Genomic DNA, 18,833 nt, shown 5'->3' with positions numbered 1-18,833 from the left:
TCGCAAGCCTACTCGCGCACACAAGGCGGATCGTACTTGTCGAGATTGATCTATTCGTCGATCGTGCGCGGCTCGTTCTGCTCCTCGCCGAAGGGCCGCGGCTCGCAAGTGTTCCGCGGCCTACGGGCGCTCGACGCTTGACCGCGGCCAACCACTGTTAGCGCCCGGGCTCCGGCGCATGACCGGTCGCTACACTGGCGGAATGGTTGGTCAGTGGCTTCAGTCCCGTGACGGTGCGCAACAGAACATAGAACACGGGTGTCAGGAACAGGCCAAACACCGTGACGCCGATCATGCCAGAGAAGACGGCGACGCCCATAGCTCGGCGCATTTCCGAACCGGCACCGGTCGAGAGCACTAGGGGCAAGACGCCCATGATGAATGCCATCGAGGTCATCAGGATCGGACGCAGCCGCAGGCGGCTTGCCTCGATCGCTGCCCGGATCGGCGAACGACCTGCGAACTCCAGTTCGCGCGCGAATTCGACGATAAGGATCGCGTTCTTGGCAGACAATCCCACCAGCACGATCAACCCGATCTGGGTGAAGACGTTATTGTCGCCCTTCGACATCCAGACGCCGAACATCGCGGCAAGCAACCCCATTGGCACGATCATGATGATCGACAGGGGCAGGGTCAGGCTCTCATAGAGCGCAGCCAGCACCAGGAACACGAGGAGGATCGCGAGTGGGAAAACCCAGATGCCGGAGTTGCCGGCGATGAACTCCTGATAGGTCAGGTCGGTCCATTCAAAGGCGAAGCCAGGCGGCAGCACTTCGGCGGCGATGCGCGTGGCCGCTTCCTGGGCCTGGCCGGAGGAATAGCCGGGCGCTGCCGCGGCGTTGATGTCGGAGGACAAGAACCCGTTGTAACGGATCGCGCGCTCAGGCCCGGCGCTCTGGCGAATCTTCAGGAGTGCCGAGAGCGGGATCATGTCGCCGGACGCAGAGCGCACCTTCAATTGCCTGATGTCGTCGGCCCGCGCGCGGAACGGCGCGTCGGCCTGCACACGGACCGAATAGGTGCGGCCAAACTTGTTGAAGTCGTTGACGTAGTACGAGCCCAGATAGATCTGCAGCGTGTTGAAGACCTCTGTCACGGGCACGCCGAGCTGCAAGGCCTTGGTGCGGTCAATATCGGCGAACAACTGTGGCACGTTTACCTGGAAGCTCGAGAAGACGCCGGCGATTTCCGGTGCCTTCTGCATCGCGGCCATGAACGCCTTGGTCGCCTCGTTCAGCGCGTCATAGCCGAGGCCGGCGCGGTCCTCGATCTGGAGCTTGAAGCCGCCGATGGTGCCGAGCCCGTTGACCGGCGGCGGCGGGAACATGGCGATGAAGGCTTCCTGGATCCCGGCATATTTCTTGTTCAGCTCGGCCGCGATTGCAGGGCCACTCAGCGCGGGATCCTTGCGCTCGTCGAACGGCTTCAACGTAGAGAACACGATTCCGGCGTTGGAGGAGTTGGTGAAACCGGAGATCGACAGGCCGGGAAACGCCACCGAGCTCTCGACGCCGGGCTGCGTCAGCGCAATGTCGCTCATCTTGCGGATGACCTCTTCGGTGCGGTCGAGCGTGGCGCCGTCAGGCAGGCGTGCGAAGCCGACGAGGTACTGCTTGTCCTGGCCCGGGACGAAGCCGCTCGGCACCTGCTGGAAGAGCAGGGCGGTCAGGCCAATCAGGAGCACATAGGCGCCCATCACCGCCGCCTTGCGGGAGATCACTTTGGACACGCTGCCGCTATAATTCTCCGAGGCGCGCGCGAAGGCGCGGTTGAAGCCGCGGAAGAACCAGCCGAGCCCTTTTTCCAGAATGAGGGTCAGCCTGTCCTTGGGCTCGTTGTGGCCCTTGAGCAGCAACGCCGATAATGCCGGCGACAGCGTCAGGGAGTTGATTGCCGAGATCACGGTCGAGATCGCGATCGTCAGCGCGAACTGCTTGTAGAATTGCCCGGTGAGGCCGGAGATGAAGGCGAGGGGAACGAATACGGCAATCAAGACCAGAGCGATCGCGATGATGGGGCCGGAGACCTCCCGCATTGCCTGGTAGGTGGCGTCTCGCGGCGACAGCCCGGCCTCGATGTTGCGCTCGACGTTCTCGACCACGACGATAGCGTCGTCGACGACGATGCCGATCGCGAGCACCAGGCCGAACAGGCTGAGCGCATTGATGGAGAAGCCGAACACGTGCATCACGGCGAATGTGCCGACGATCGAAACCGGCACGGCCAGGAGCGGAATGATGGAAGCCCGCCAGGTTTGGAGGAACAGGATGACCACCAGGACCACCAGCGCGATCGCTTCCAGCAGTGTATGGATCACCGCCTCGATCGACGAGCGCACGAACTGCGTGGGGTCGTAGACGATCTGGTAGGACACGCCCTCGGGCATGTTCTTCTTGATCTCGGCCATGGTGGCGCGGACTTGGTCGGAGATCTGGAGCGCGTTGGAGCCCGGCGCCTGGAAGATCGGGATCGCCACTGCCTGTTTGTTGTCGAGCAGCGAGCGCAGGCCGTATTCGGACGCACCTAATTCGATGCGCGCGACGTCGCGCAGCCGCACCACCTCGCCACGCGAACCGGTCTTGACCACGATGTCGCCGAACTGTTCTTCACTCGCGAGCCGACCTTCGGCGTTGACCGACATCTGAAGGTCGATGCCCTTGACGCTCGGCGAGGAGCCGACCACGCCGGCGGCGGCCTCGACGTTCTGCGCCTGGATCGCCCTCACGATGTCGCTTGCGGTCAGGCCGTGCTCGGCGGCCTTCTGCGGGTCGACCCAGACGCGCATCGAGTAGTCGCCGGCACCGTAGAGCTGGACATCACCGACGCCGTCGATCCGCGCAAGGCGGTCCTTGACGTTCAGCACCGCGAAGTTGCGGAGATACGTCATGTCGTAGCGGTTGTTTGGCGACAGCAGATGCACGACCATGGTAAGGTCGGGCGAGCTCTTCTTGGTGATGATGCCGAGCTGGCGCACCACCGCCGGGAGGCGTGGCTCGGCCTGCTGGACGCGGTTCTGCACCAGCTGTGTCGCCTTGTCAGGATCGGTGCCGAGGCGGAACGTCACTGTCAGCGTCATCGCTCCGTCGGTGGTTGCCTGGCTGCTCATGTAGAGCATGTTCTCGACGCCGTTGATCTGCTCCTCGATCGGCGTTGCCACTGTCTCCGCGATCACCTTCGGATTGGCGCCGGGGTAGGTCGCGCGCACCACGACGGAGGGCGGCACGACGTCCGGATACTCCGAGATCGGCATGGCAAAGAGCGAGATCAGGCCGGCCAGGAAGATCACGATCGAAAGCACGCCGGCAAAAATCGGCCGATCGATGAAGAACTTTGAGAGATTCATTGCTATGCCCCAGGCGCTGACGGTGGTTAGCGCTGCACGATTTGCCGGCTGCCGGCGTTCGATGCTTGCTGCGGTCTGCGCGAGCCCATCTCCGCAATTTCGGTCTTCAGGAGCGCGCCCGGGCGTACCCGCTGTAGGCCGTTCACGACGATGCGGTCACCGGATTTTAGGCCACCCGTCACGATGCGGAGCCCGTCGACGGCGCCGCCGAGCGTTATTCCGCGATAGACCGCGCGGTTGTCGTCGCTGACCACCATAACGAACTTCTTATCCTGATCGGTACCGATGGCTCGCTCGTCGATCATCACCAGTGTCTGTTGCTGAGGCTGGCCCATCCGCACCCGCGCGAACTGTCCGGGGATGAGGCGTCCATCCTCGTTCTGGAATACCGCGCGGACGCGTATCGTGCCGCTCTGGCCATTGACCTGGTTGTCGATCAACTGGATATGGCCTTTGGCCGATGTGCCGCCGGAGGTGTTCATCTCGACGGGTATTTGATCAAGATTGCCGCGCTTGCCCGAATGATCTGCAATGGAGTTCAGCGCCCGCAGCACGATCTCTTCGTCCGCATCGAAACTCGCATAGATCGGGTTGACAGAGACCAGAGAGGTCAGGACCGGGGAGGCAGTCCCCGCGGCCACGAGATTTCCGACGGTCACCTCGATCTTGCCGACGCGGCCATCGACGGGTGCGCGGACTTCGGTGTAGTCGAGATTGAGCTTTGCAGTCTGCAGCGTCGCCTCGGCGGCCTTCACATTGGCGATCGCTTCGCGATTGGCGTTGTCGCGCTGATCGAAATCGCGCCGCGTGACGACGGCGTTGCCGACGAGCTGCGCACCGCGCTCGACTTCGCTCGCAGTGAAGATCGCACGCGCTTTTGCCGCCTCGAGCTGCGCGCTCGCCTTATCCACTTCGGCGGCATAGGGCGCGGGATCAATCTTGAACAGGACATCGCCAGCTTTCACCAGCGCGCCTTCGGCAAAGTTGGCCGACAGGATCGCGCCAGCGACGCGTGGGCGCAGCTCGACGCGGTTGACGGCTTCGAGACGTCCGGAGAAATCATCCCACAGCGCCGTCCGACGCGGCTCGACCACGGCGATCGTGACCGAGACCGCCTGCTCGGGTGCGGTCCCTGTGGTCGCTTGGGCTGCATGAAAATAGCGGCCGCTCGCGATCGAACCGGCCGCCGCGAGGACGCCGATGATGGCAACGCCGCCGACAACGCGTCGGAATCGGCCGGAACGGGAGGTATTGACAGATGGGGGCATTTGCGCGCTCCATAAATGTAGTGTTCGCTACAGATATGGAGCTGGACGACGGTCCGCAAGATACTTATGTACTGTACACTACGAAAATCTTATGTCGCAAGCCGCAAGACTGGAAATCAAATAAAAGAACCACGATAAATCAGAAGGTTAGAACGCCGAGCGGAAAACGGCGTCGGCTTCAAGGGAGTAACGCGAATGGCCATGGGACGCCCGAGAGAATTCGACGCCGATGCCGCATTGGATCAGGCGATGGAAGTCTTCTGGAGACATGGCTATGAGGGCGCGACGATTGCCCAGCTTACCGAGGCGATGGGCATTAACCCGCCGAGCCTCTATGCGGCATTTGGAAATAAGGAAGGTCTTCTGAAAGCTGCCCTCGACCGGTACACGGCCAAACGTGCGGCCTGGATGGAGGGCGTTTTAAACGCGCCGACAGCCCGCGACGTCGCGGAGCGGATGCTCATGGGTACCGCAGACAGCCAAACCGATCCCGACAATCCGCCCGGTTGCCTGCTCGTGCAAGGCGGCCTTGCTTGTGGTACCGGTTCGGAGAACGTTCCCTTCGAACTCGCAGCGCGCCGTGCACTGACCGAGGATCAGCTGCGCGAACGCTTCGTCAGGGCGAAGAAAGAGGGCGATCTGAAGCAGACCGCCGACGCTGCCGCGCTGGCGCGCTATCTTTCGGCGGTGTCCGCCGGCATGGGCGTGATGGCATCATCGGGCGCCGATCGCGAAGCACTGCGCCAAGTGGCGAACGTATCCGTCAAAGTTTTCGAGGAACAGTCGACGAAACGTTGATGATCCGCAGTTCAGCTGCAGCCCCGCTGCGCGGCGGTGGTTCCGACATGCTCTATGGCAGTTCGTGTCCTTCGTACATCTCAAAGGCCGTAACCTGAACGCGCATGAACTGCCTCATGAAGGATTGTACAAGATATCGCAGGTTCGGTTGGTGTTGGCAAAAACAGTAGCGCTCCCCTAACTCGAACCTCCCGACAGTCGGCACAATGGGACATAGCAAGGCTTCGTGAGCCGAGAATCCGACAACGCTGAGCTCGTACTGCTTAGTAGCTGGCCACGTGTGCGCAATTGGCGCCGTGCTGCAATTTCGCCATCGGCGTAACGGCTGACTGAATCGTTACGCAGCGCGTTGCTGCAATCATGTTCAGTCATGGCACAGGGGCGGACCGGCATGACGCTCGTGGTCATTCCCGCAATCTACCCGACGTCAAGGCGACGCCGCCCGGCATCGCTGATCGAGGCGCCCTTTGGCATCGTGTTGCAGGTACTGGCGAGGCGGGTGTCGATCGACGCAGCCATCGCCGCAAAGCATTGATCCTACCGTTGGCGGCCGTCCGAGACGATGGCCCACCCAATGCCTTGCATCACCAGATGACGGAAAATGGCGTTCGCCTCGGAAGGCGCCAGCTTCGGCCGCTTCTCGAGACACCATGTCAGTGTTGTCAGAAACGTTCCCACGACGAATTGCAGCATCAGCTCGCGCGGCACCACGTCATCGTCGCCAAGCGTCGGCAATTCCTCTTTCACCAGTTCGGAAAGGACGCGGCGGATTTCGTTGACGGCGATGATGCTGCCCTGTCCTCCCAACATGGCGCGATAAACATCCCGGTAGGCGCAAGCATGCTCGAACATCGCAAAGCTGAATGTCAGGGGCGGATCCCGCTCGCCGCCATGCCGCACATCTTGTCGTGCGGCTTTCAACTCGCTGCGAAGCCGCTCGAAGCCGCCGCGGAGGAGAGCGTCCTTACTGCGGTAGTGGGCGTAGAAAGTTGCGCGGCCAATATCGGCCTCGTCGATGATCTCCTGCACGGTTAGGGTATCGTAGCCCTTGCGCATGATCAGTCGGATCAGTGCCTCGTGAAGCGTTCGCCGCGTGCGCGCGACGCGCCGGTCGATCTCTTCCATTCCTCACCTTTTTCCAGACTGGTGCCGTCGATCGTTCGGTAACGAACGGCAGGCCACAGGCTGTCTGTTGTTCCGAACACGGTGTTCATTATCATACGCCGGGTTCGGTTGAGGCGCAGCAGCAAACGCTTCGGGAGGTCACTATGCTCGATATCGTCGCGGCGATTTTTGCCACCGCGTATTGCGCGGCCCAGGCGGGTCTGTTGATTGGCCCTGCGTTCCTTCGCGGAGCAACCAAGATTGCCCTTTTTGCTGCGACGGCGGTGTGGCTCGCAGCCGTCGTCGCAGTCTATGGGCTGGGGGTCCTCTCGCCTGGGGTTCTTGGCCCGTTTCCGGTCAATCTTGTGCCTTTTACCCTTTTTCTTGCGATCCTGTTTGGAGCCTGGGTGCTGATCCCGCAGGCGCGCGACGCACTGCTGTCGGTTCCAATGCCAGCTCTGGTGGCGGTGCATGCCGGCCGTGTCGCCGGCGTGTTCTTCTTGCTTCTCTATTTCGACGGGCGACTGTCGGCACCGTTCGCGCCGGTCGCCGCTATTGGCGATATCATTACGGGCGCGGTAGCGCTCCTGCTCGTGCCGTTGTTGGTACTTGGGGTCAAAATGCCGAAGCTATGGCTCGGCGCTTGGAACGCGTTCGGACTGCTCGATCTGCTTACCGCACTCACTCTTGCGATGTTGTCGGTCCCGGGCACGCCATTCCGCGTGTTCACGGAAGGGCCGGGCACGCTCGTCATGGGGACGCTGCCCTGGATCTTCGTGCCCGCGATGCTGGTTCCGGCCGATCTCCTGGTCCACGTTGTGATCATGACCAAGCTCAGGTCTGCCCCTCGTGTGCTCGGGGCGATGGCGATGGCTGGTTGAGCGTGCGCGATGGTACAGGTCGATTACGTGCCCATCGTAGAATAGGATATTAGAGCGAGCAAAACGGCAATCGGGTCTGCTCGTCGCCGCAGAGGATCGCTTGCTGACGAGATCGATGCAGCAGATGCTCCGGAGCACGTCGCGCTGCGCGAGTTTGCCGAAGAACTCGGCCCGAGCGCTTCGATTGATCCACTCCAGGCCCTGGGGGAGGTCCGACAGCGAGGAGGGAAGCGTGTCATCGCATTCGCCGGAGAGGGCCACTTTGATCCGGTGGCGCTGACCAGTAATACCTTCGATATTGAATGGCCGCCCCGAAGCGGTCGACGGGAGAGCTTTCCTGAAGTCGACCGCGCGGAATGGTTTGATATCGAGCTCGCGCGGACCAAGATGCTGTCGGCTCAGGTAGAGTTTCTCGATCGTCTTTTGGCAATCGCGGTTGAGAGCGCCGGGAAATGATGTTCAGGATTGGAATCATTTCGGACACGCACGGCCTGTTGAGGCCCGAGGCGGAACGAGGTCTGACGGGCGTCGATCACATCATCCATGCCGGCGACATCGGGCGCCCCGAGATCGTCGACGCGCTTCGCCGGATCGCGCCCGTCACGGCCATCCGTGGAAACGTGGACAGTGGCGAGTGGGCCCGCGACTACCCCGACACGAATCTCGTGCGCCTGGCGGGAAAGTCGATCTACGTTCTGCACGACCTGAAGACCCTGCAGGTCGATCCCGGCGCCGGCATCGACGTCATCGTCTCCGGGCATTCCCACGTGCCGAAGATCGACACGATCGGTGGCGTTCTCTACCTGAATCCCGGCAGCGCGGGACCCCGGCGTTTCAAGCTGCCGATCACGCTTGCGACGCTCGAAGTCACGCGCGCGGGCGTGCGACCGGAAATCCACGACCTTGGAGGCGACAGCGTGCACCACCGCGCAGGGAGTTCACAGCGGAGGAGGCGAATGCGTTAATTCGTTCCGTTTGCCGGTTACGCCCGAAGGGAAGCGCTATTTGCGCGGACGTTCTCGCTCGCGCACGACATCCTTCGCCCGCTTGTCGGAGCCCGAGGTAGACAGGCTGGCGCAGTTCGCCCTTACTCGTCCACTCCGCGAATTTGACCTCGGCAACCAGCGAAGGCCTGACCCACGTCGTGGCGGCCTCGTCCTTCACTTTGGCAGGGAAGGGTGATTTAGGGGTCGTCAGCTTCATGAGCTTCGCATGGAGCTCTTCCCGGACCTTGTGGCTGAAGCCAGTGCCGACATGTCCGATGTAGCGCCATGCGTCGTCTTCCCGCACGGCGAGGACCAGGGCGCCGAAGAACGGCCTAGTGCGCCTGGGCACCGTGAAGCCCGCGATCACCACTTCCTGCCGCTGTGCCGTCTTGATCTTCAGCCAATCCGCCGTCCGGCTTCCGGACGTATACGCGCTGTCGGCGCGCTTCGCCATGATGCCTTCCAGACCCTTCCGCTCGGCCTCGGCGAAGAATTTCGTGCCGTTCGCTTTGCGGTGACGGCTGAAGGCGATCAGCCGGTGGCGCGGCAGGATCGCCTTCAGCCGCTCCTTGCGCTCGAGAGGAGGCTGTTTGCGCAAATCCGCTGCGTTCTGAAACAAGAGATCGAAGGCGCAATACAGAAGCTTCGCTTCATGGCGCAGCGCGTTTTGCAGCAGCTGGAAATGCGAGACGCCGTCCTTTCCGATCGCGACGAGCTCGCCGTCGATCACGGCCCCTTCACGCCCTCCAGCGCTTTGGCGACCTCGATATAGCTGCGGCTGATGATCTTGCCGTTGCGGCTGTAGAGCGCAACCTTGCCCCGTCGGATTTCCGCGACCATCCGGAAGCCATCGTACTTGTCCTCGAAAACCCAGCCGGGGTCGTCGAACGGCGCGTCGGTGAGCGTGGCGAGCATCGGCTGTAAGCGCTTGGGCAGGGTTGACGTCCGGCTCATTCAAGGGCCAATCCTTCAGAGCGCGTTGCGTAATGCATGGACGTCCTTCAAGAATGAAGGAACGCTCAAAGCCATGGCATGTTCCGTCAGACGCCGCGGCAAATCCCAGAGTGCGCGACGTTGACTATCGAACGGGAAGGGCTGATCAGACCCATGGCCAGAAAACTCAAGACCTACCAGACTTCGCTAGGTTTCTTCGATTTGGCGATCGCCGCTCCGTCCATGAAAGCGGCTCTGGAAGCGTGGGGCGCAGACAGCAATCTCTTCCACCAAGGCGCTGCAAAGGAGAGCCACGATCCGGATATCATCGCCGCTAGCATGGCAAAGCCCGGCGTCGTTCTCAGGCGCCCCGTCGGATCCGACCGGACTTTTAGCGAGCATGCTGAACTGCCCACCAACCTTGGTGGCGGCGGATCAACGAAAGCCGCCCGCAAGTCGAAAGGCCCAAAGGCGAAGAAGCCTTCCTCTCGCGCTGTCGACGAGGCTGCGGAGCGAAAGGCCGCTCTCGCCTACGAACGGGAACAGAAGCGCCGCGATGTTGAACGGGCGAGGGAGGAGGCCGCGAGGCAGAAGGAGCGTGAACGCCGTCAGCAGGCGGTCGACAAGGCACAGGCGGCGTTGGACAAGGCCGAGCAGAATCACGCGAAGCGGTCGGCCGCCATCCAGGCTGAGGTCGAGGCCCTTGAGAAGAGATCGCAAACCGAAGAAGCCCGCTGGGATAAGGAGAAAGAACGATTGCAAGCCGCCTTGCGGCGCGCGCGGGGTTAGTTTCTGTGGCGGCACCCACGCGTGAAAGCCAGCGGTCCCCTTCAAGCGTTCATCGTTCGGGCTCCAGCACGCGTGCTGCGGCTTGGTTCACCGCGGCGCGGTCTCGTCGAGCCTCAGGGGCAAGCTCCATGACCGCTCGATGCAGCTCGGCCGGAATCGTCAGCTGACTTTCCAAGGGCTTGGTGGCCCACTGCCAGAAGCGGTCAGAAGCGTCCATCACAGATCCTCCCGAAGTCCCTTGAAGAAGGGATGGCGGACTTTGCCCTCCGCCGACTTCGCGCGGTACTCGATCTCGGCCAGCAGCTTTGGCTCGACCCAGATTCCCTTGTGTGCGATCCGCTTTGCATAGGGCTGCGTCTTGCGGATCAGCGGCTTCAGCCGCTTCTGCAGGTCGGCGGCGGACACCTTGTCGAATCCATGGTCCACTTTCCCGGCGTAGATCGGGATCGGCACCCTCTCTGCGGCCAACGTAGATGCCATCCCACTTGCCTTTATCGATAGCATATCCGGCAATGGTCAGAGTCTCGCGTTGCGCGCAGGTCTTTTTGACCCAGTTTTTTCCTCTGCCGCTCGAATACGCGCTGTCGCGAACTTTAGACACGACGCCTTCGAGACCGAGCTTGCAGGCGTGCGCGAACATCTCGCGTCCCTCGATCTCGAAGCTTTCGCTGAACTGCACGTCGGTGCCGGCGATGACCTTCTTCAGTTCGGCCTTGCGCTCAAAGAGCGGCAGCTTTCGGATGTCTCTGCCGTTCAGGTAGAGCAGGTCGAAGGCGATCAGTACGATCCTGGTTGATTTGCCCTTGAGCTCGTTCTGCAGCACTGAGAAATCGGTCGCACCGTTGGCGGCCGGAACGACGACCTGGCCCTCGATGATCGCCGAGCCGGCCTTGATGTGCCAGGCGTCATCGGCGATCTTCCGGAAGCGCTTGGTCCAGTCATTTCCGCGCCGGGTGAAGACCCTCACGGCTTCGTTTTGCGAGATGGACCTGAACGCGGTAGCCGTCGAACTTGATTTCGTGAATCCAGCGGGACCCGCTCGGCACCTTCTCGACCGAACTGGCCAAGGCCGGTTCGATGAAGCCAGGCAACGGTGCCTTGACGCCAATTGCCGCCGGTTTTTGACGTTGAAACGCCACTCGCGAACTCCACGCTACAGGTGATTGAAAGTCGCACAGTTCGATCGTTCCGGAACCGGGGAATCCTTCGCCGCGTTGCATGGTCGTCTCGTCACAAAGGAGAAGAGCCAATGGCGACAGGGAAGAAGACGGCCCGTGGGCGGAAGCAGGACAGGGCCCGGGTAGCGGGGCGGCAGAAGCACGAGCTACAATACGAATCGAAAAAGACCGGGCGCTCGGCGGCCGCCGTGAAAAAGGCCGTCAAGAAGGTCGGCAACAACCGAAAGCGGGTCGAGAAGCGGCTCGGACGCTAGGCCAACTTGCCAGGCGTCGATTTCCAGGCGCTGGGCCTCTAGCAGTCCGGCGGGCATTCAGGGCAAGTGTCGCCGATCGAGGCCAATATATCCTCGATTTCTGCGACCGCCTCTGCCACGGAGAATCCATCCGGCGGATCCTGACGGGCGATGTCTAAGGCACGCTTGTGGGCATGCGGGTCGGCGCGATCTTGCATCCAGCCGTGCTCCTCGCGCTCGCGGATTGCGCCCGCTTCCTGCAGCACCGAGATCGCCCAGCCCCGCAGCGTCCGGATCGCAGTTCGGCGCTCTTTCGTCATAAGCATTGGGGTTCTCCTGCCGGGGAATCCCCACGGCCGGCGGTTCGTTCCTCGTCCCTCTCGCAGAGCAGGGATTCGAAATCGTAGGGCTTATCCACGAAGCTCTAGCGCCACATCCCTCGCATGCGAGCTCCGATGTCGATTCGCGGCCCCTGGCTTGGGCCGCGTGTAACCCCGTCTACGGACGCAGTTGGCCAGTTCGTGCGGTCGAACAGGCCGAGCAGCTTCTCGGGGATGAAGCGGGTTCGCGAGGCATAAACGTGGCGGTCACCGTGCGAATGCTGACTGTGCGTGAAGAAACACTGCGGCACTACCAGATGAAGATCGTCCTTCGCCCGCGTCATCGCAACGTAGAGAAGGCGGCGCTCCTCCTCAAGCTCGGCCGAAGTGCCGGCTCCCACGTCGGACGGCATGCAGCCGTCGACCACGTTGAGGACGTATACCGACTTCCATTCCTGGCCCTTGGACGAGTGGATGGTCGATAGGATCAGGTAGTCCTCGTCTAGCAACGGGACACCCGCCTGGTCGCTGATCGCATCCGGCGGGTCCAGGGTGAGTCCGTCAGGAAGCGTTCGCGCGAAGGATATCCGCTGGCTATCTGTTCGAGTTGAACGAGGTCGGCCCGCCGGACTTCGGCGTCTTCGTGAATGCGCTCGAGATGTGGTTCGTACCAGAGGCGGGCACGCTCCAGATCCGATGGCCATTCCGAATATCGAAGATTTCCGATCGTCTCGACGAAGGTGGTCCAAGTGAGCTGCTGGTTGAGTGTACGAACAAAGAATCCGAATGATGGTCCGAGTCGCTCCCCGGTACTACGTCGCTCCATCAATTCCTAAAAGCTCTCGTCTTGACCGATCGCTTCGGCGCAACAGCTAGCGTCGAAGCGTAAATTCCTTCGGCGTCCGCCGATATTCCCAGTTGGCTCTCTCAAGTGCGGGGCGATCGAACTCTGCCTGGGGATACCCAACGCAGAAGTAACCGATGAATTTCCAGGATTGGGGAACGTCGAGGATCTCGTGGATGCGGGCCGGCGTCAGGATCGACACCCAGCCGAGCCCAATGCCTTCCGCGCGCGCGGCAAGCCACATCGCGCAGATCGCCGCAACGACGGAATATTCGATCGTTTCCGGCATCGTGGCGCGTCCAAGGCCGTGGCCGACATCGCTGGCCTTGTCTGCGAAGACGGCCACGTGACCCGGTGCCTCCTCGAGGCCCGAGAGCTTGAGCGCTGCATATCGCGCTGCGCGCTCGCCCGAATAGGACGCCAGGGCATCGGCATTGCAGGCCTTGAAGTCATCGATCACGGCTCGGCGTCTTGCCCCGTTCTCGACGATGACGAACCGCCAGGGCTGGCTCAGCCCGACCGACGGGGACAGGCAAGCGATGTCGATCAACCGCTCCAGCGTGCCTTGGGGCAGCGGATCGGTCCTGAAGCGCCGCACGTCGCGCCGCCAGATGAAGAGCTCGCGCAACTGGCGGCAAAATTGATCGTCGAAAGCGACCATCAGAGTGGCAGGCTGGAGTGAAAGAGAGAGGCCGCTATCAGCAGGATGGCGGTTTCGCCAAGCTGTTCGAATGCGCCCAATATATCGCCGGTCTGCCCGCCGATCTGCTTGATCGCCAGGCGAGCCGTCATCAGCGCGATCAAGGCGAGCAGGGCCACGGCCAGGATCGCCTTGCCCGGCCCGAAGCCGAGGGTGAGGATCAGGGCGCCCAAGCCAAGCGCAATGGCGGCGCCTTGAGGCGTCGGCTGTCCGGCGCGAGCCGAAAGTCCGTCTGGCCGTGCCGGCGGCACAAACGCCATGAAGGTAGGCATGCCCGCGCGCGCAGCGGCATGTGCAAGCAGGAGTGCGATCATGACCGATCGCGGCGCGGCGATCGCTGCCAGCGCGCTCCAGCGCAGGATCAGCGAGATGAAGAGCGCGCAGGCCCCATACGTGCCGATCCGGCTGTCGCGCATGATCTCGAGCTTGCGCTCGCGCGTCCGGCCGCCGCCCAATCCGTCCGCAGCGTCGGCAAGTCCGTCCTCGTGCAGCGCGCCGGTGACGATGACCGTACTTGCAAGCGCCAGCATCGCGGCCGGCCCCGATGTCAGGCCAACCGCGTAAGCGACGCCGTAGACAGCAGATCCAACGAGCCCCACCAGCAAGCCCGTGACCGGAAGCGACCAGCTTGCGCGCGTGACTTCGCCATCGCCCACGGCCGTGGACGGGCCGAAGGGAAGAATCGTGGCGAACGAAATGCCGATCCTCAAATCGGTGACGATGGTTCGGAGCTGCTCGAGCTGAAGCATCACTTGACCTTCATCGGCAGTCCCGCCACCACGAACTCGACCTCGTCGGCCACCGCGGCCACGTTCTGGTTCAACAGGCCGGCGGCATCGCGAAAGGTACGCGCAAGCGCGTTATCCGGCACAATCCCGAGGCCGACCTCGTTGGTCACAAGGATCACGGGGCTGCGTTGTCGGCCGAGCGCAGCGGTTAGCAGGGCGGCTTCGTCCGACCAGTTGCGCTCGGCATGGAGGAGGTTGGACAGCCACAGCGTCAGGCAATCGACGAGCCGGGCGCCGCCATGGTCCGTTTCAGTCAGTGCCTGCACCAGATCGAGCGGGGCCTCTCGCTCAACCCAGTCATTGCCGCGGCGCGCGCGGTGGCGGGCGATCCGCTCCTCCATCTCCAAATCGAGCGCTTCTGCCGTGGCGATGTAGACCGGTCGGCCGGGGCAGGCGTGGGCGCGCGCCTCGGCGCGCCGGCTTTTCCCGGACCGTGCGCCTCCCGTGATCAAGACAATGGCCATCAAACCCTCCGCTCAGACCCGCACTAACCACCAATCGCTGGCAAAGACAAAGCCGAATTCATTCCAGAGGGGCTTGCGCTTCGATGCAATTCTTGCGCATCAGGGCAGGCGTGACAGGAGACGGGATTTGAGTTTTGCCGGGGCAATGGCGGTGGCGATGACGGTGGACGCCCTGTTGGGGTGGCCCGGCCCACTGTTCGCACGCATCGGCCACCCCGTGACCTGGATCGGCAGGCTGATCAGTATTCTCGATCGCAATTGGAACAGGTCCACCGATGCGCCGTCGATCCGGCGCGTGGCGGGCGTGACCGCCGCTTTGCTGGTGATCGGGGTTTGCGTGGGGATTGGCTGGATCATGGAGGCCGCGCTGGTTCCAGGTTGGAGCCGCGTCGTTCTTCTGGGGATACTCGCATGGCCGATGGTCGCGCTGCGCTCGCTTTACGACCATGTTGTTGCGGTGGCGCAGCCGCTGCAATCGGGCGACTTGAAGGCTGCGCGTCTGGCGGTCGCGCAGATCGTGGGACGCGATCCAGCAACTCTTGACGAAGCTGGAATTGCGCGCGCGGCCATCGAGAGTCTCGCAGAGAATGCATCTGACGGCGTCGTGGCGCCGGTGTTCTGGGGCGCATTGTTCGGCCTGCCCGGCATCGTCGGCTACAAGGCCGTCAACACGCTGGACTCCATGATCGGCCATCGTTCCGAGCGTCATCTGTATTTTGGCTGGGCGGCCGCGCGCATCGACGATATCGCCAACTTCATTCCGGCGCGTCTCACCGGCTTCCTGTTCGCGCTGGTCTCCTTGCGCGTCCCGGATGCGCTGTCCTGCATGGTGCGGGACGCGAACCGCCATCGTTCGGTCAATGCCGGCTGGCCGGAAGCGGCGATGGCGGGCGCGCTCGGCGTCCGCCTGAGCGGCCCACGCAGCTATCATGGCAGCGTGACAAACGAGCCCTGGCTGAACGATGGCGCGCGCGATCCGCTCGCTGCCGACGTCCGGCAGGGCTTGATGCTCTACATCCGCGCGATGCTGCTCCTCGGCGGGTTGCTCGTCGCACTGGCGTTGGCATGACCAGGGCGGCGATGCGCGAGCATGGTGGCAATCTCGATCAGGCCGTCCAACGCTTCGGTGGACGCATGCAGGACTGGATTGATCTGTCGACCGGCATCAATCGTCAGCCCTATCCGGTCGGCGAGATCGAGCCGCATTTCTGGAACGCCTTGCCATCGCGATCAGATCTTGAATCGCTACATGAAGCCGCACGGCAGGCCTATGCGACCAAGGCGCCGATTCTGGCGATGGGCGGCGCGCAGGCCGCGATCCAGCTCCTGCCGCGGCTTGCTCCGTGCGGACGAGCGCGCGTACTCGCGCCGACGTACAATGAATACGCCGTTGTCTTGTCGGCCGCCGGCTGGGATGTTGCCGAAGTCGCCAGTCTTGACGCGTTGGCGCGCGCCGATCTTGCCGTGGCCGTCAATCCCAACAATCCCGACGGGCGCCGCTATGACAAGGCTGAGTTGCTCGCGCTCTTGCCGCGCGTCGGTCGTCTCGTCATCGACGAAAGCTTTGCCGACGCCATGCCAGAGCTATCGCTGGCGGCGGAGGCGGGACGACCTGGTCTCCTGACTCTGCGCTCGTTCGGAAAGTTCTATGGCCTCGCGGGGTTGCGCCTTGGCTTTGTGCTCGGCGCGGAAGGGGACATCGCCGCGCTATCGGCAATGGCGGGCCCGTGGCCGGTGTCCGGTGCCGCGATTGCGGTCGGAGGGCGCGCCTTGCGCGATCGCGATTGGGCCAGGGCGACCGCGACCCGTCTGGAAGCCGATTGCCTGCGGCTCGATGCCGCCGTGAAATCGCAGGGGTGGAGCCTTGTCGGTGGCACGCCGCTGTTCCGTCTATACGAGACCGGCGACGGGCGCGCCGCGCAGGCGCGGCTGGCCGGTGCGCGCATCTGGTCACGGATCTTCGAGCAAAGGCCGGGCTGGTTGCGGCTGGGGTTGCCGGGCGATGAGTCGGAATGGGCGCGGCTGGCCGAGGCTCTATCGCGCTGACGTTTGGCGCTCAACGTGCGAGCGCGAGCAGCCCTTCGACATCGAGATGGGCCTCGATGTGATCGGCCAGCGCATCGAGCGCGCTCTCCACCCGTCCATGATACCGCTGGTCGGCAACCGGAATATCCAATTGCCCGAGAAACGAGCTGCGGAAACTGTCGGACGCAAACAGGCCGTGCAGATAGCTGCCGCAGACACGTCCGTCGCTTGAGACCGCGCCTTCCGGCGCGCCATGAAGCAGAGCGAATGGACGTGCACGGTCCGGCCCGTCCGTCTGACCGATATGAATCTCGTAGGCGTCGATTGGGTGCCTCGTTTCCGCGTGCTGCGCGGTCACGCGGTTGAGCGTCTTCTGCTCCGTCATCACCGTCGTCACGTTCAGAAGGCCGAGGCCTGGCGTTTCGCCAGCCGGGCCCTCGATCCCTTCTGGATCGGCCACGCTCCGCCCAAGCATCTGGTAGCCGCCGCAGACGCCGAGCACGTGGCCGCCGCGGCGGTGATGCGCAAGCAGATCGATGTCCCAGCCCTGCGCGCGCAGGAAGGCAAGATCGCCGCGCGTCGATTTTGAGCCGGGAATGATCACGAGCCTGACGTCGCCGGGAATGGCCTCTCCGGGGCGGACCATCACGAGGTCGACGCCGGGCTCGAGCTTGAGCGGATCGAGATCATCGAAATTGGCGATCCGCGACAGCGCGAGAAACGCGATCTTGCATTGACCGGGTTTTCGCGCCTCACCGAGCCCTAGCGCATCTTCGGCCGGCAGTTCGCCGGCCCGGGTGAAGTAGGGCAGAACCCCAAAGCCGCGCCAGGATGTCCGGGCTTCGATCAGCCGATAGCCGTCGTCAAACAGCGTGGGATCGCCGCGGAATTTGTTGATCAGAAAACCCTGGACCATCGCGGCATCGTCCGCGTCGATCACGGTCTTGATGCCGACGAGCTGCGCGATGACGCCGCCGCGGTCGATATCGCCAATCAGCACCACGGGAACGTCGGCTCTCCGGGCAAAGCCCATATTGGCGATGTCTGATTTGCGCAAGTTCACTTCGGCCGGGCTGCCGGCGCCTTCGACGAGCACGAGATCGGCGCGATCTTTCAGCCGCGCAAAGCTCTCCAGCACCGCATCCATCAGCGACGGCTTCAGGGACGCGTATTCGCGCGCCCGGGCCGTGGCGATGCGCTTGCCATGCACGATGATCTGGGCGCCGACATCGGTTTCCGGCTTCAAGAGGACCGGGTTCATATCGGTATGCGGCTCGACGCCGGCGGCCAACGCCTGCAACGCCTGCGCGCGGCCGATCTCGCCGCCATCGACAGTCACGGCTGCATTGTTCGACATGTTCTGCGGCTTGAATGGGAGCACGCGATAGCCCCGTCGCTTGGCGGCACGCGCGAGACCCGCGACGATGAGCGATTTGCCCACGTCCGAGCCGGCTCCCTGGATCATCAATGCGCGCGCCATCGAATTAGAACTCGACGCCCGGCTGCGCCTTGACGCCAGAACGGAACGGATGTTTCACCAGTGTCATCTCGGTGACGAGGTCGGCGATCTCGATCAACTCCTCCTTGGCATTGCGTCCGGTGAGAACGACATGCGTCATCGGCGGCTTGGAGGTCTTCAGGAAATCGACGACCTCAGCGATGTCCAGGTAGTCATATCGAAGCGCGATGTTGATCTCGTCGAGCACGACCATGCGCAAGCGGGAATCCAGAATCAGTTGCTTCGCCTTGTCCCAGCCTGCCTTTGCGGCGACGATATCGCGGGCGCGGTCCTGGGTTTCCCAGGTAAAGCCCTCGCCCATCGCATGGAACTGGCAGAGATCGCCGAAATGCCCGGTGAGCAGGCGGCGCTCGCCGGTGTCCCAGGCGCCCTTGATGAACTGCACGACCGCGCATTGAAAGCCATGTGCGACACAGCGGACGATCATGCCGAAGGCGGAGGATGATTTTCCCTTACCCGCGCCGGTATGGACGATGATCAGTCCCTTCTCGCCGCTCTTGGTCGCCATGATCTTGTCACGGGCGATCTTCTTCTTGGCCATTTTCGTTGCATGGCGGGTGTCCACCGAAGCCTCGGAGGCGACGACATTCTCGTCCTCGGCGGCATCCTGTTCAGACATCATCTGACGTGTTCCTTCGGCTTGACAAGTCGCAGGGA

At 62.9% G+C, this 18,833-nt stretch carries 19 protein-coding genes and 3 pseudogenes; 9 read left to right on the top strand and 13 right to left on the bottom strand.

Translation table 11 applies throughout. The annotated features are described in order from the left end of the window. Window positions 1-157 precede the first annotated feature (157 nt). Together YUO_RS0124545 and YUO_RS0124540 are read right to left on the bottom strand one after the other, a co-directional pair. The gene (locus tag YUO_RS0124545) at window positions 158-3,346 is read right to left on the bottom strand and encodes an efflux RND transporter permease subunit (RefSeq protein WP_028349660.1); all 3,189 of its coding nucleotides are present in this window, start codon (window positions 3,344-3,346) and stop codon (window positions 158-160) included. A gap of 26 nt (window positions 3,347-3,372) precedes the next feature. Then, window positions 3,373-4,614 carry an efflux RND transporter periplasmic adaptor subunit gene (locus YUO_RS0124540; protein WP_028349659.1) on the bottom strand — a complete coding sequence of 414 codons (1,242 nt, stop codon included), beginning with the start codon at window positions 4,612-4,614 and terminating at the stop codon, window positions 3,373-3,375. Between the two features lie 195 nt (window positions 4,615-4,809). On the opposite strand from YUO_RS0124540, the gene YUO_RS0124535 reads away from it, so the two are divergent. Together YUO_RS0124535 and YUO_RS46465 are read left to right on the top strand one after the other, a co-directional pair. Then, entirely contained in the window at window positions 4,810-5,412 is a 603-nt protein-coding gene (locus YUO_RS0124535; RefSeq protein WP_028349658.1) for a TetR/AcrR family transcriptional regulator, read from the top strand. A 391-nt stretch (window positions 5,413-5,803) separates the two neighbouring features. Next, window positions 5,804-5,947, top strand: coding sequence for a hypothetical protein (locus tag YUO_RS46465; protein ID WP_156908751.1), 144 nt, complete (start codon window positions 5,804-5,806; stop codon window positions 5,945-5,947). A gap of 2 nt (window positions 5,948-5,949) precedes the next feature. Here the strand turns inward: YUO_RS46465 and YUO_RS43930 are convergent, their stop codons facing one another. Next, on the bottom strand, window positions 5,950-6,537 hold the full coding sequence (locus tag YUO_RS43930; protein WP_051379615.1) for a TetR/AcrR family transcriptional regulator: 588 nt from the start codon (window positions 6,535-6,537) through the stop codon (window positions 5,950-5,952). Between the two features lie 143 nt (window positions 6,538-6,680). Between YUO_RS43930 and YUO_RS43925 the strand changes: the two genes are divergently transcribed. The 3 genes from YUO_RS43925 to YUO_RS0124510 are packed head-to-tail and all read left to right on the top strand — an operon-like array spanning window position 6,681 to window position 8,362. Next, window positions 6,681-7,397 carry a hypothetical protein gene (locus tag YUO_RS43925; RefSeq protein WP_051379614.1) on the top strand — a complete coding sequence of 239 codons (717 nt, stop codon included), beginning with the start codon at window positions 6,681-6,683 and terminating at the stop codon, window positions 7,395-7,397. A 48-nt stretch (window positions 7,398-7,445) separates the two neighbouring features. After that, window positions 7,446-7,853, top strand: coding sequence for an NUDIX domain-containing protein (locus YUO_RS45000; RefSeq protein ID WP_083754698.1), 408 nt, complete (start codon window positions 7,446-7,448; stop codon window positions 7,851-7,853). Further along, window positions 7,850-8,362: a metallophosphoesterase family protein gene (locus YUO_RS0124510; protein WP_028349656.1), complete on the top strand. Its 513-nt coding sequence runs from the start codon at window positions 7,850-7,852 to the stop codon at window positions 8,360-8,362. The genes YUO_RS45000 and YUO_RS0124510 overlap by 4 nt, the downstream gene beginning before the upstream one ends. Window positions 8,363-8,398: 36 nt before the next feature. Here YUO_RS0124510 and ligD (YUO_RS41565) read toward each other — a convergent pair. Next, window positions 8,399-9,337: pseudogene (ligD, locus tag YUO_RS41565) on the bottom strand (non-homologous end-joining DNA ligase). Between the two features lie 153 nt (window positions 9,338-9,490). Between ligD (YUO_RS41565) and YUO_RS0124500 the strand changes: the two are divergent. Continuing rightward, window positions 9,491-10,105, top strand: coding sequence for a hypothetical protein (locus tag YUO_RS0124500; protein ID WP_028349655.1), 615 nt, complete (start codon window positions 9,491-9,493; stop codon window positions 10,103-10,105). Window positions 10,106-10,154: 49 nt separating this feature from the next. Here the strand turns inward: YUO_RS0124500 and YUO_RS46460 are convergent, their stop codons facing one another. Both YUO_RS46460 and ligD (YUO_RS41560) read right to left on the bottom strand, forming a co-directional pair. Further along, window positions 10,155-10,322 (bottom strand): hypothetical protein, encoded by a 168-nt coding sequence (locus YUO_RS46460; RefSeq protein WP_156908750.1) that lies wholly within the window; start codon window positions 10,320-10,322, stop codon window positions 10,155-10,157. Then, a pseudogene (gene ligD, locus YUO_RS41560) lies at window positions 10,322-11,244 on the bottom strand (non-homologous end-joining DNA ligase). The gene YUO_RS46460 and the pseudogene ligD (YUO_RS41560) overlap by 1 nt, the downstream one beginning before the upstream one ends. Window positions 11,245-11,354: 110 nt before the next feature. Between ligD (YUO_RS41560) and YUO_RS0124485 the strand changes: the two are divergent. Further along, a complete protein-coding gene (locus YUO_RS0124485; RefSeq protein WP_028349654.1) occupies window positions 11,355-11,537 on the top strand; it encodes a DUF3606 domain-containing protein in 183 nt (60 codons plus the stop codon). A 38-nt stretch (window positions 11,538-11,575) separates the two neighbouring features. Here the strand turns inward: YUO_RS0124485 and YUO_RS0124480 are convergent, their stop codons facing one another. The 5 genes and pseudogenes from YUO_RS0124480 to cobU form a co-directional block, all read right to left on the bottom strand. Further along, window positions 11,576-11,842: a hypothetical protein gene (locus YUO_RS0124480; protein ID WP_028349653.1), complete on the bottom strand. Its 267-nt coding sequence runs from the start codon at window positions 11,840-11,842 to the stop codon at window positions 11,576-11,578. A 98-nt stretch (window positions 11,843-11,940) separates the two neighbouring features. After that, a pseudogene (locus YUO_RS44995) lies at window positions 11,941-12,584 on the bottom strand (3'-5' exonuclease); the annotation flags it as partial. A 124-nt stretch (window positions 12,585-12,708) separates the two neighbouring features. Next, window positions 12,709-13,341 carry a 5,6-dimethylbenzimidazole synthase gene (bluB, locus tag YUO_RS0124465; RefSeq protein WP_028349650.1) on the bottom strand — a complete coding sequence of 211 codons (633 nt, stop codon included), beginning with the start codon at window positions 13,339-13,341 and terminating at the stop codon, window positions 12,709-12,711. Further along, the gene (gene cobS / locus YUO_RS0124460; RefSeq protein WP_028349649.1) at window positions 13,341-14,132 is read right to left on the bottom strand and encodes an adenosylcobinamide-GDP ribazoletransferase; all 792 of its coding nucleotides are present in this window, start codon (window positions 14,130-14,132) and stop codon (window positions 13,341-13,343) included. Before cobS ends, bluB begins: the two co-directional genes overlap by 1 nt. Further along, window positions 14,129-14,632: a bifunctional adenosylcobinamide kinase/adenosylcobinamide-phosphate guanylyltransferase gene (cobU, locus tag YUO_RS0124455; RefSeq protein WP_028349648.1), complete on the bottom strand. Its 504-nt coding sequence runs from the start codon at window positions 14,630-14,632 to the stop codon at window positions 14,129-14,131. Before cobU ends, cobS begins: the two co-directional genes overlap by 4 nt. 127 nt (window positions 14,633-14,759) lie before the next feature. Between cobU and cbiB the strand changes: the two genes are divergently transcribed. Together cbiB and cobD are read left to right on the top strand one after the other, a co-directional pair. Then, on the top strand, window positions 14,760-15,701 hold the full coding sequence (gene cbiB / locus YUO_RS0124450) for an adenosylcobinamide-phosphate synthase CbiB (protein ID WP_028349647.1): 942 nt from the start codon (window positions 14,760-14,762) through the stop codon (window positions 15,699-15,701). Window positions 15,702-15,712: 11 nt separating this feature from the next. Then, on the top strand, window positions 15,713-16,678 hold the full coding sequence (cobD, locus tag YUO_RS0124445) for a threonine-phosphate decarboxylase CobD (RefSeq protein ID WP_028349646.1): 966 nt from the start codon (window positions 15,713-15,715) through the stop codon (window positions 16,676-16,678). Window positions 16,679-16,688: 10 nt separating this feature from the next. On the opposite strand, the gene YUO_RS0124440 is transcribed toward cobD, so the two are convergent. Together YUO_RS0124440 and cobO are read right to left on the bottom strand one after the other, a co-directional pair. Beyond that, window positions 16,689-18,137 (bottom strand): cobyric acid synthase, encoded by a 1,449-nt coding sequence (locus YUO_RS0124440; protein WP_028349645.1) that lies wholly within the window; start codon window positions 18,135-18,137, stop codon window positions 16,689-16,691. 4 nt (window positions 18,138-18,141) lie between these two features. Next, window positions 18,142-18,795 (bottom strand): cob(I)yrinic acid a,c-diamide adenosyltransferase, encoded by a 654-nt coding sequence (gene cobO, locus YUO_RS0124435; RefSeq protein ID WP_035727529.1) that lies wholly within the window; start codon window positions 18,793-18,795, stop codon window positions 18,142-18,144. Between the last annotated feature and the right edge of the window lie 38 nt (window positions 18,796-18,833).

Origin of the sequence: Bradyrhizobium murdochi (assembly GCF_000472965.1) — a bacterium.
In the GTDB taxonomy this organism is placed as follows: domain Bacteria; phylum Pseudomonadota; class Alphaproteobacteria; order Rhizobiales; family Xanthobacteraceae; genus Bradyrhizobium; species Bradyrhizobium murdochi.
The sequence above is the reverse complement of the archived record's forward strand: the minus strand, read 5'-3'. Positions and strand labels throughout refer to the sequence as shown.

Excerpts from the sequence above, each read along its gene's own strand:
- YUO_RS0124545 (WP_028349660.1), bottom strand. The coding sequence starts at position 3,346 with ATGAATCTCTCAAAGTTCTTCATCGATCGGCCGATTTTTGCCGGCGTG.
- YUO_RS0124540 (WP_028349659.1), bottom strand. The coding sequence starts at position 4,614 with ATGCCCCCATCTGTCAATACCTCCCGTTCCGGCCGATTCCGACGCGTT.
- YUO_RS0124535 (WP_028349658.1), top strand. The coding sequence starts at position 4,810 with ATGGCCATGGGACGCCCGAGAGAATTCGACGCCGATGCCGCATTGGAT.
- YUO_RS46465 (WP_156908751.1), top strand. The coding sequence starts at position 5,804 with ATGACGCTCGTGGTCATTCCCGCAATCTACCCGACGTCAAGGCGACGC.
- YUO_RS43930 (WP_051379615.1), bottom strand. The coding sequence starts at position 6,537 with ATGGAAGAGATCGACCGGCGCGTCGCGCGCACGCGGCGAACGCTTCAC.
- YUO_RS43925 (WP_051379614.1), top strand. The coding sequence starts at position 6,681 with ATGCTCGATATCGTCGCGGCGATTTTTGCCACCGCGTATTGCGCGGCC.
- YUO_RS0124510 (WP_028349656.1), top strand. The coding sequence starts at position 7,850 with ATGATGTTCAGGATTGGAATCATTTCGGACACGCACGGCCTGTTGAGG.
- YUO_RS0124500 (WP_028349655.1), top strand. The coding sequence starts at position 9,491 with ATGGCCAGAAAACTCAAGACCTACCAGACTTCGCTAGGTTTCTTCGAT.
- YUO_RS46460 (WP_156908750.1), bottom strand. The coding sequence starts at position 10,322 with ATGGACGCTTCTGACCGCTTCTGGCAGTGGGCCACCAAGCCCTTGGAA.
- YUO_RS0124485 (WP_028349654.1), top strand. The coding sequence starts at position 11,355 with ATGGCGACAGGGAAGAAGACGGCCCGTGGGCGGAAGCAGGACAGGGCC.
- YUO_RS0124480 (WP_028349653.1), bottom strand. The coding sequence starts at position 11,842 with ATGCTTATGACGAAAGAGCGCCGAACTGCGATCCGGACGCTGCGGGGC.
- bluB (WP_028349650.1), bottom strand. The coding sequence starts at position 13,341 with ATGGTCGCTTTCGACGATCAATTTTGCCGCCAGTTGCGCGAGCTCTTC.
- cobU (WP_028349648.1), bottom strand. The coding sequence starts at position 14,632 with ATGGCCATTGTCTTGATCACGGGAGGCGCACGGTCCGGGAAAAGCCGG.
- cobD (WP_028349646.1), top strand. The coding sequence starts at position 15,713 with ATGCGCGAGCATGGTGGCAATCTCGATCAGGCCGTCCAACGCTTCGGT.
- YUO_RS0124440 (WP_028349645.1), bottom strand. The coding sequence starts at position 18,137 with ATGGCGCGCGCATTGATGATCCAGGGAGCCGGCTCGGACGTGGGCAAA.
- cobO (WP_035727529.1), bottom strand. The coding sequence starts at position 18,795 with ATGTCTGAACAGGATGCCGCCGAGGACGAGAATGTCGTCGCCTCCGAG.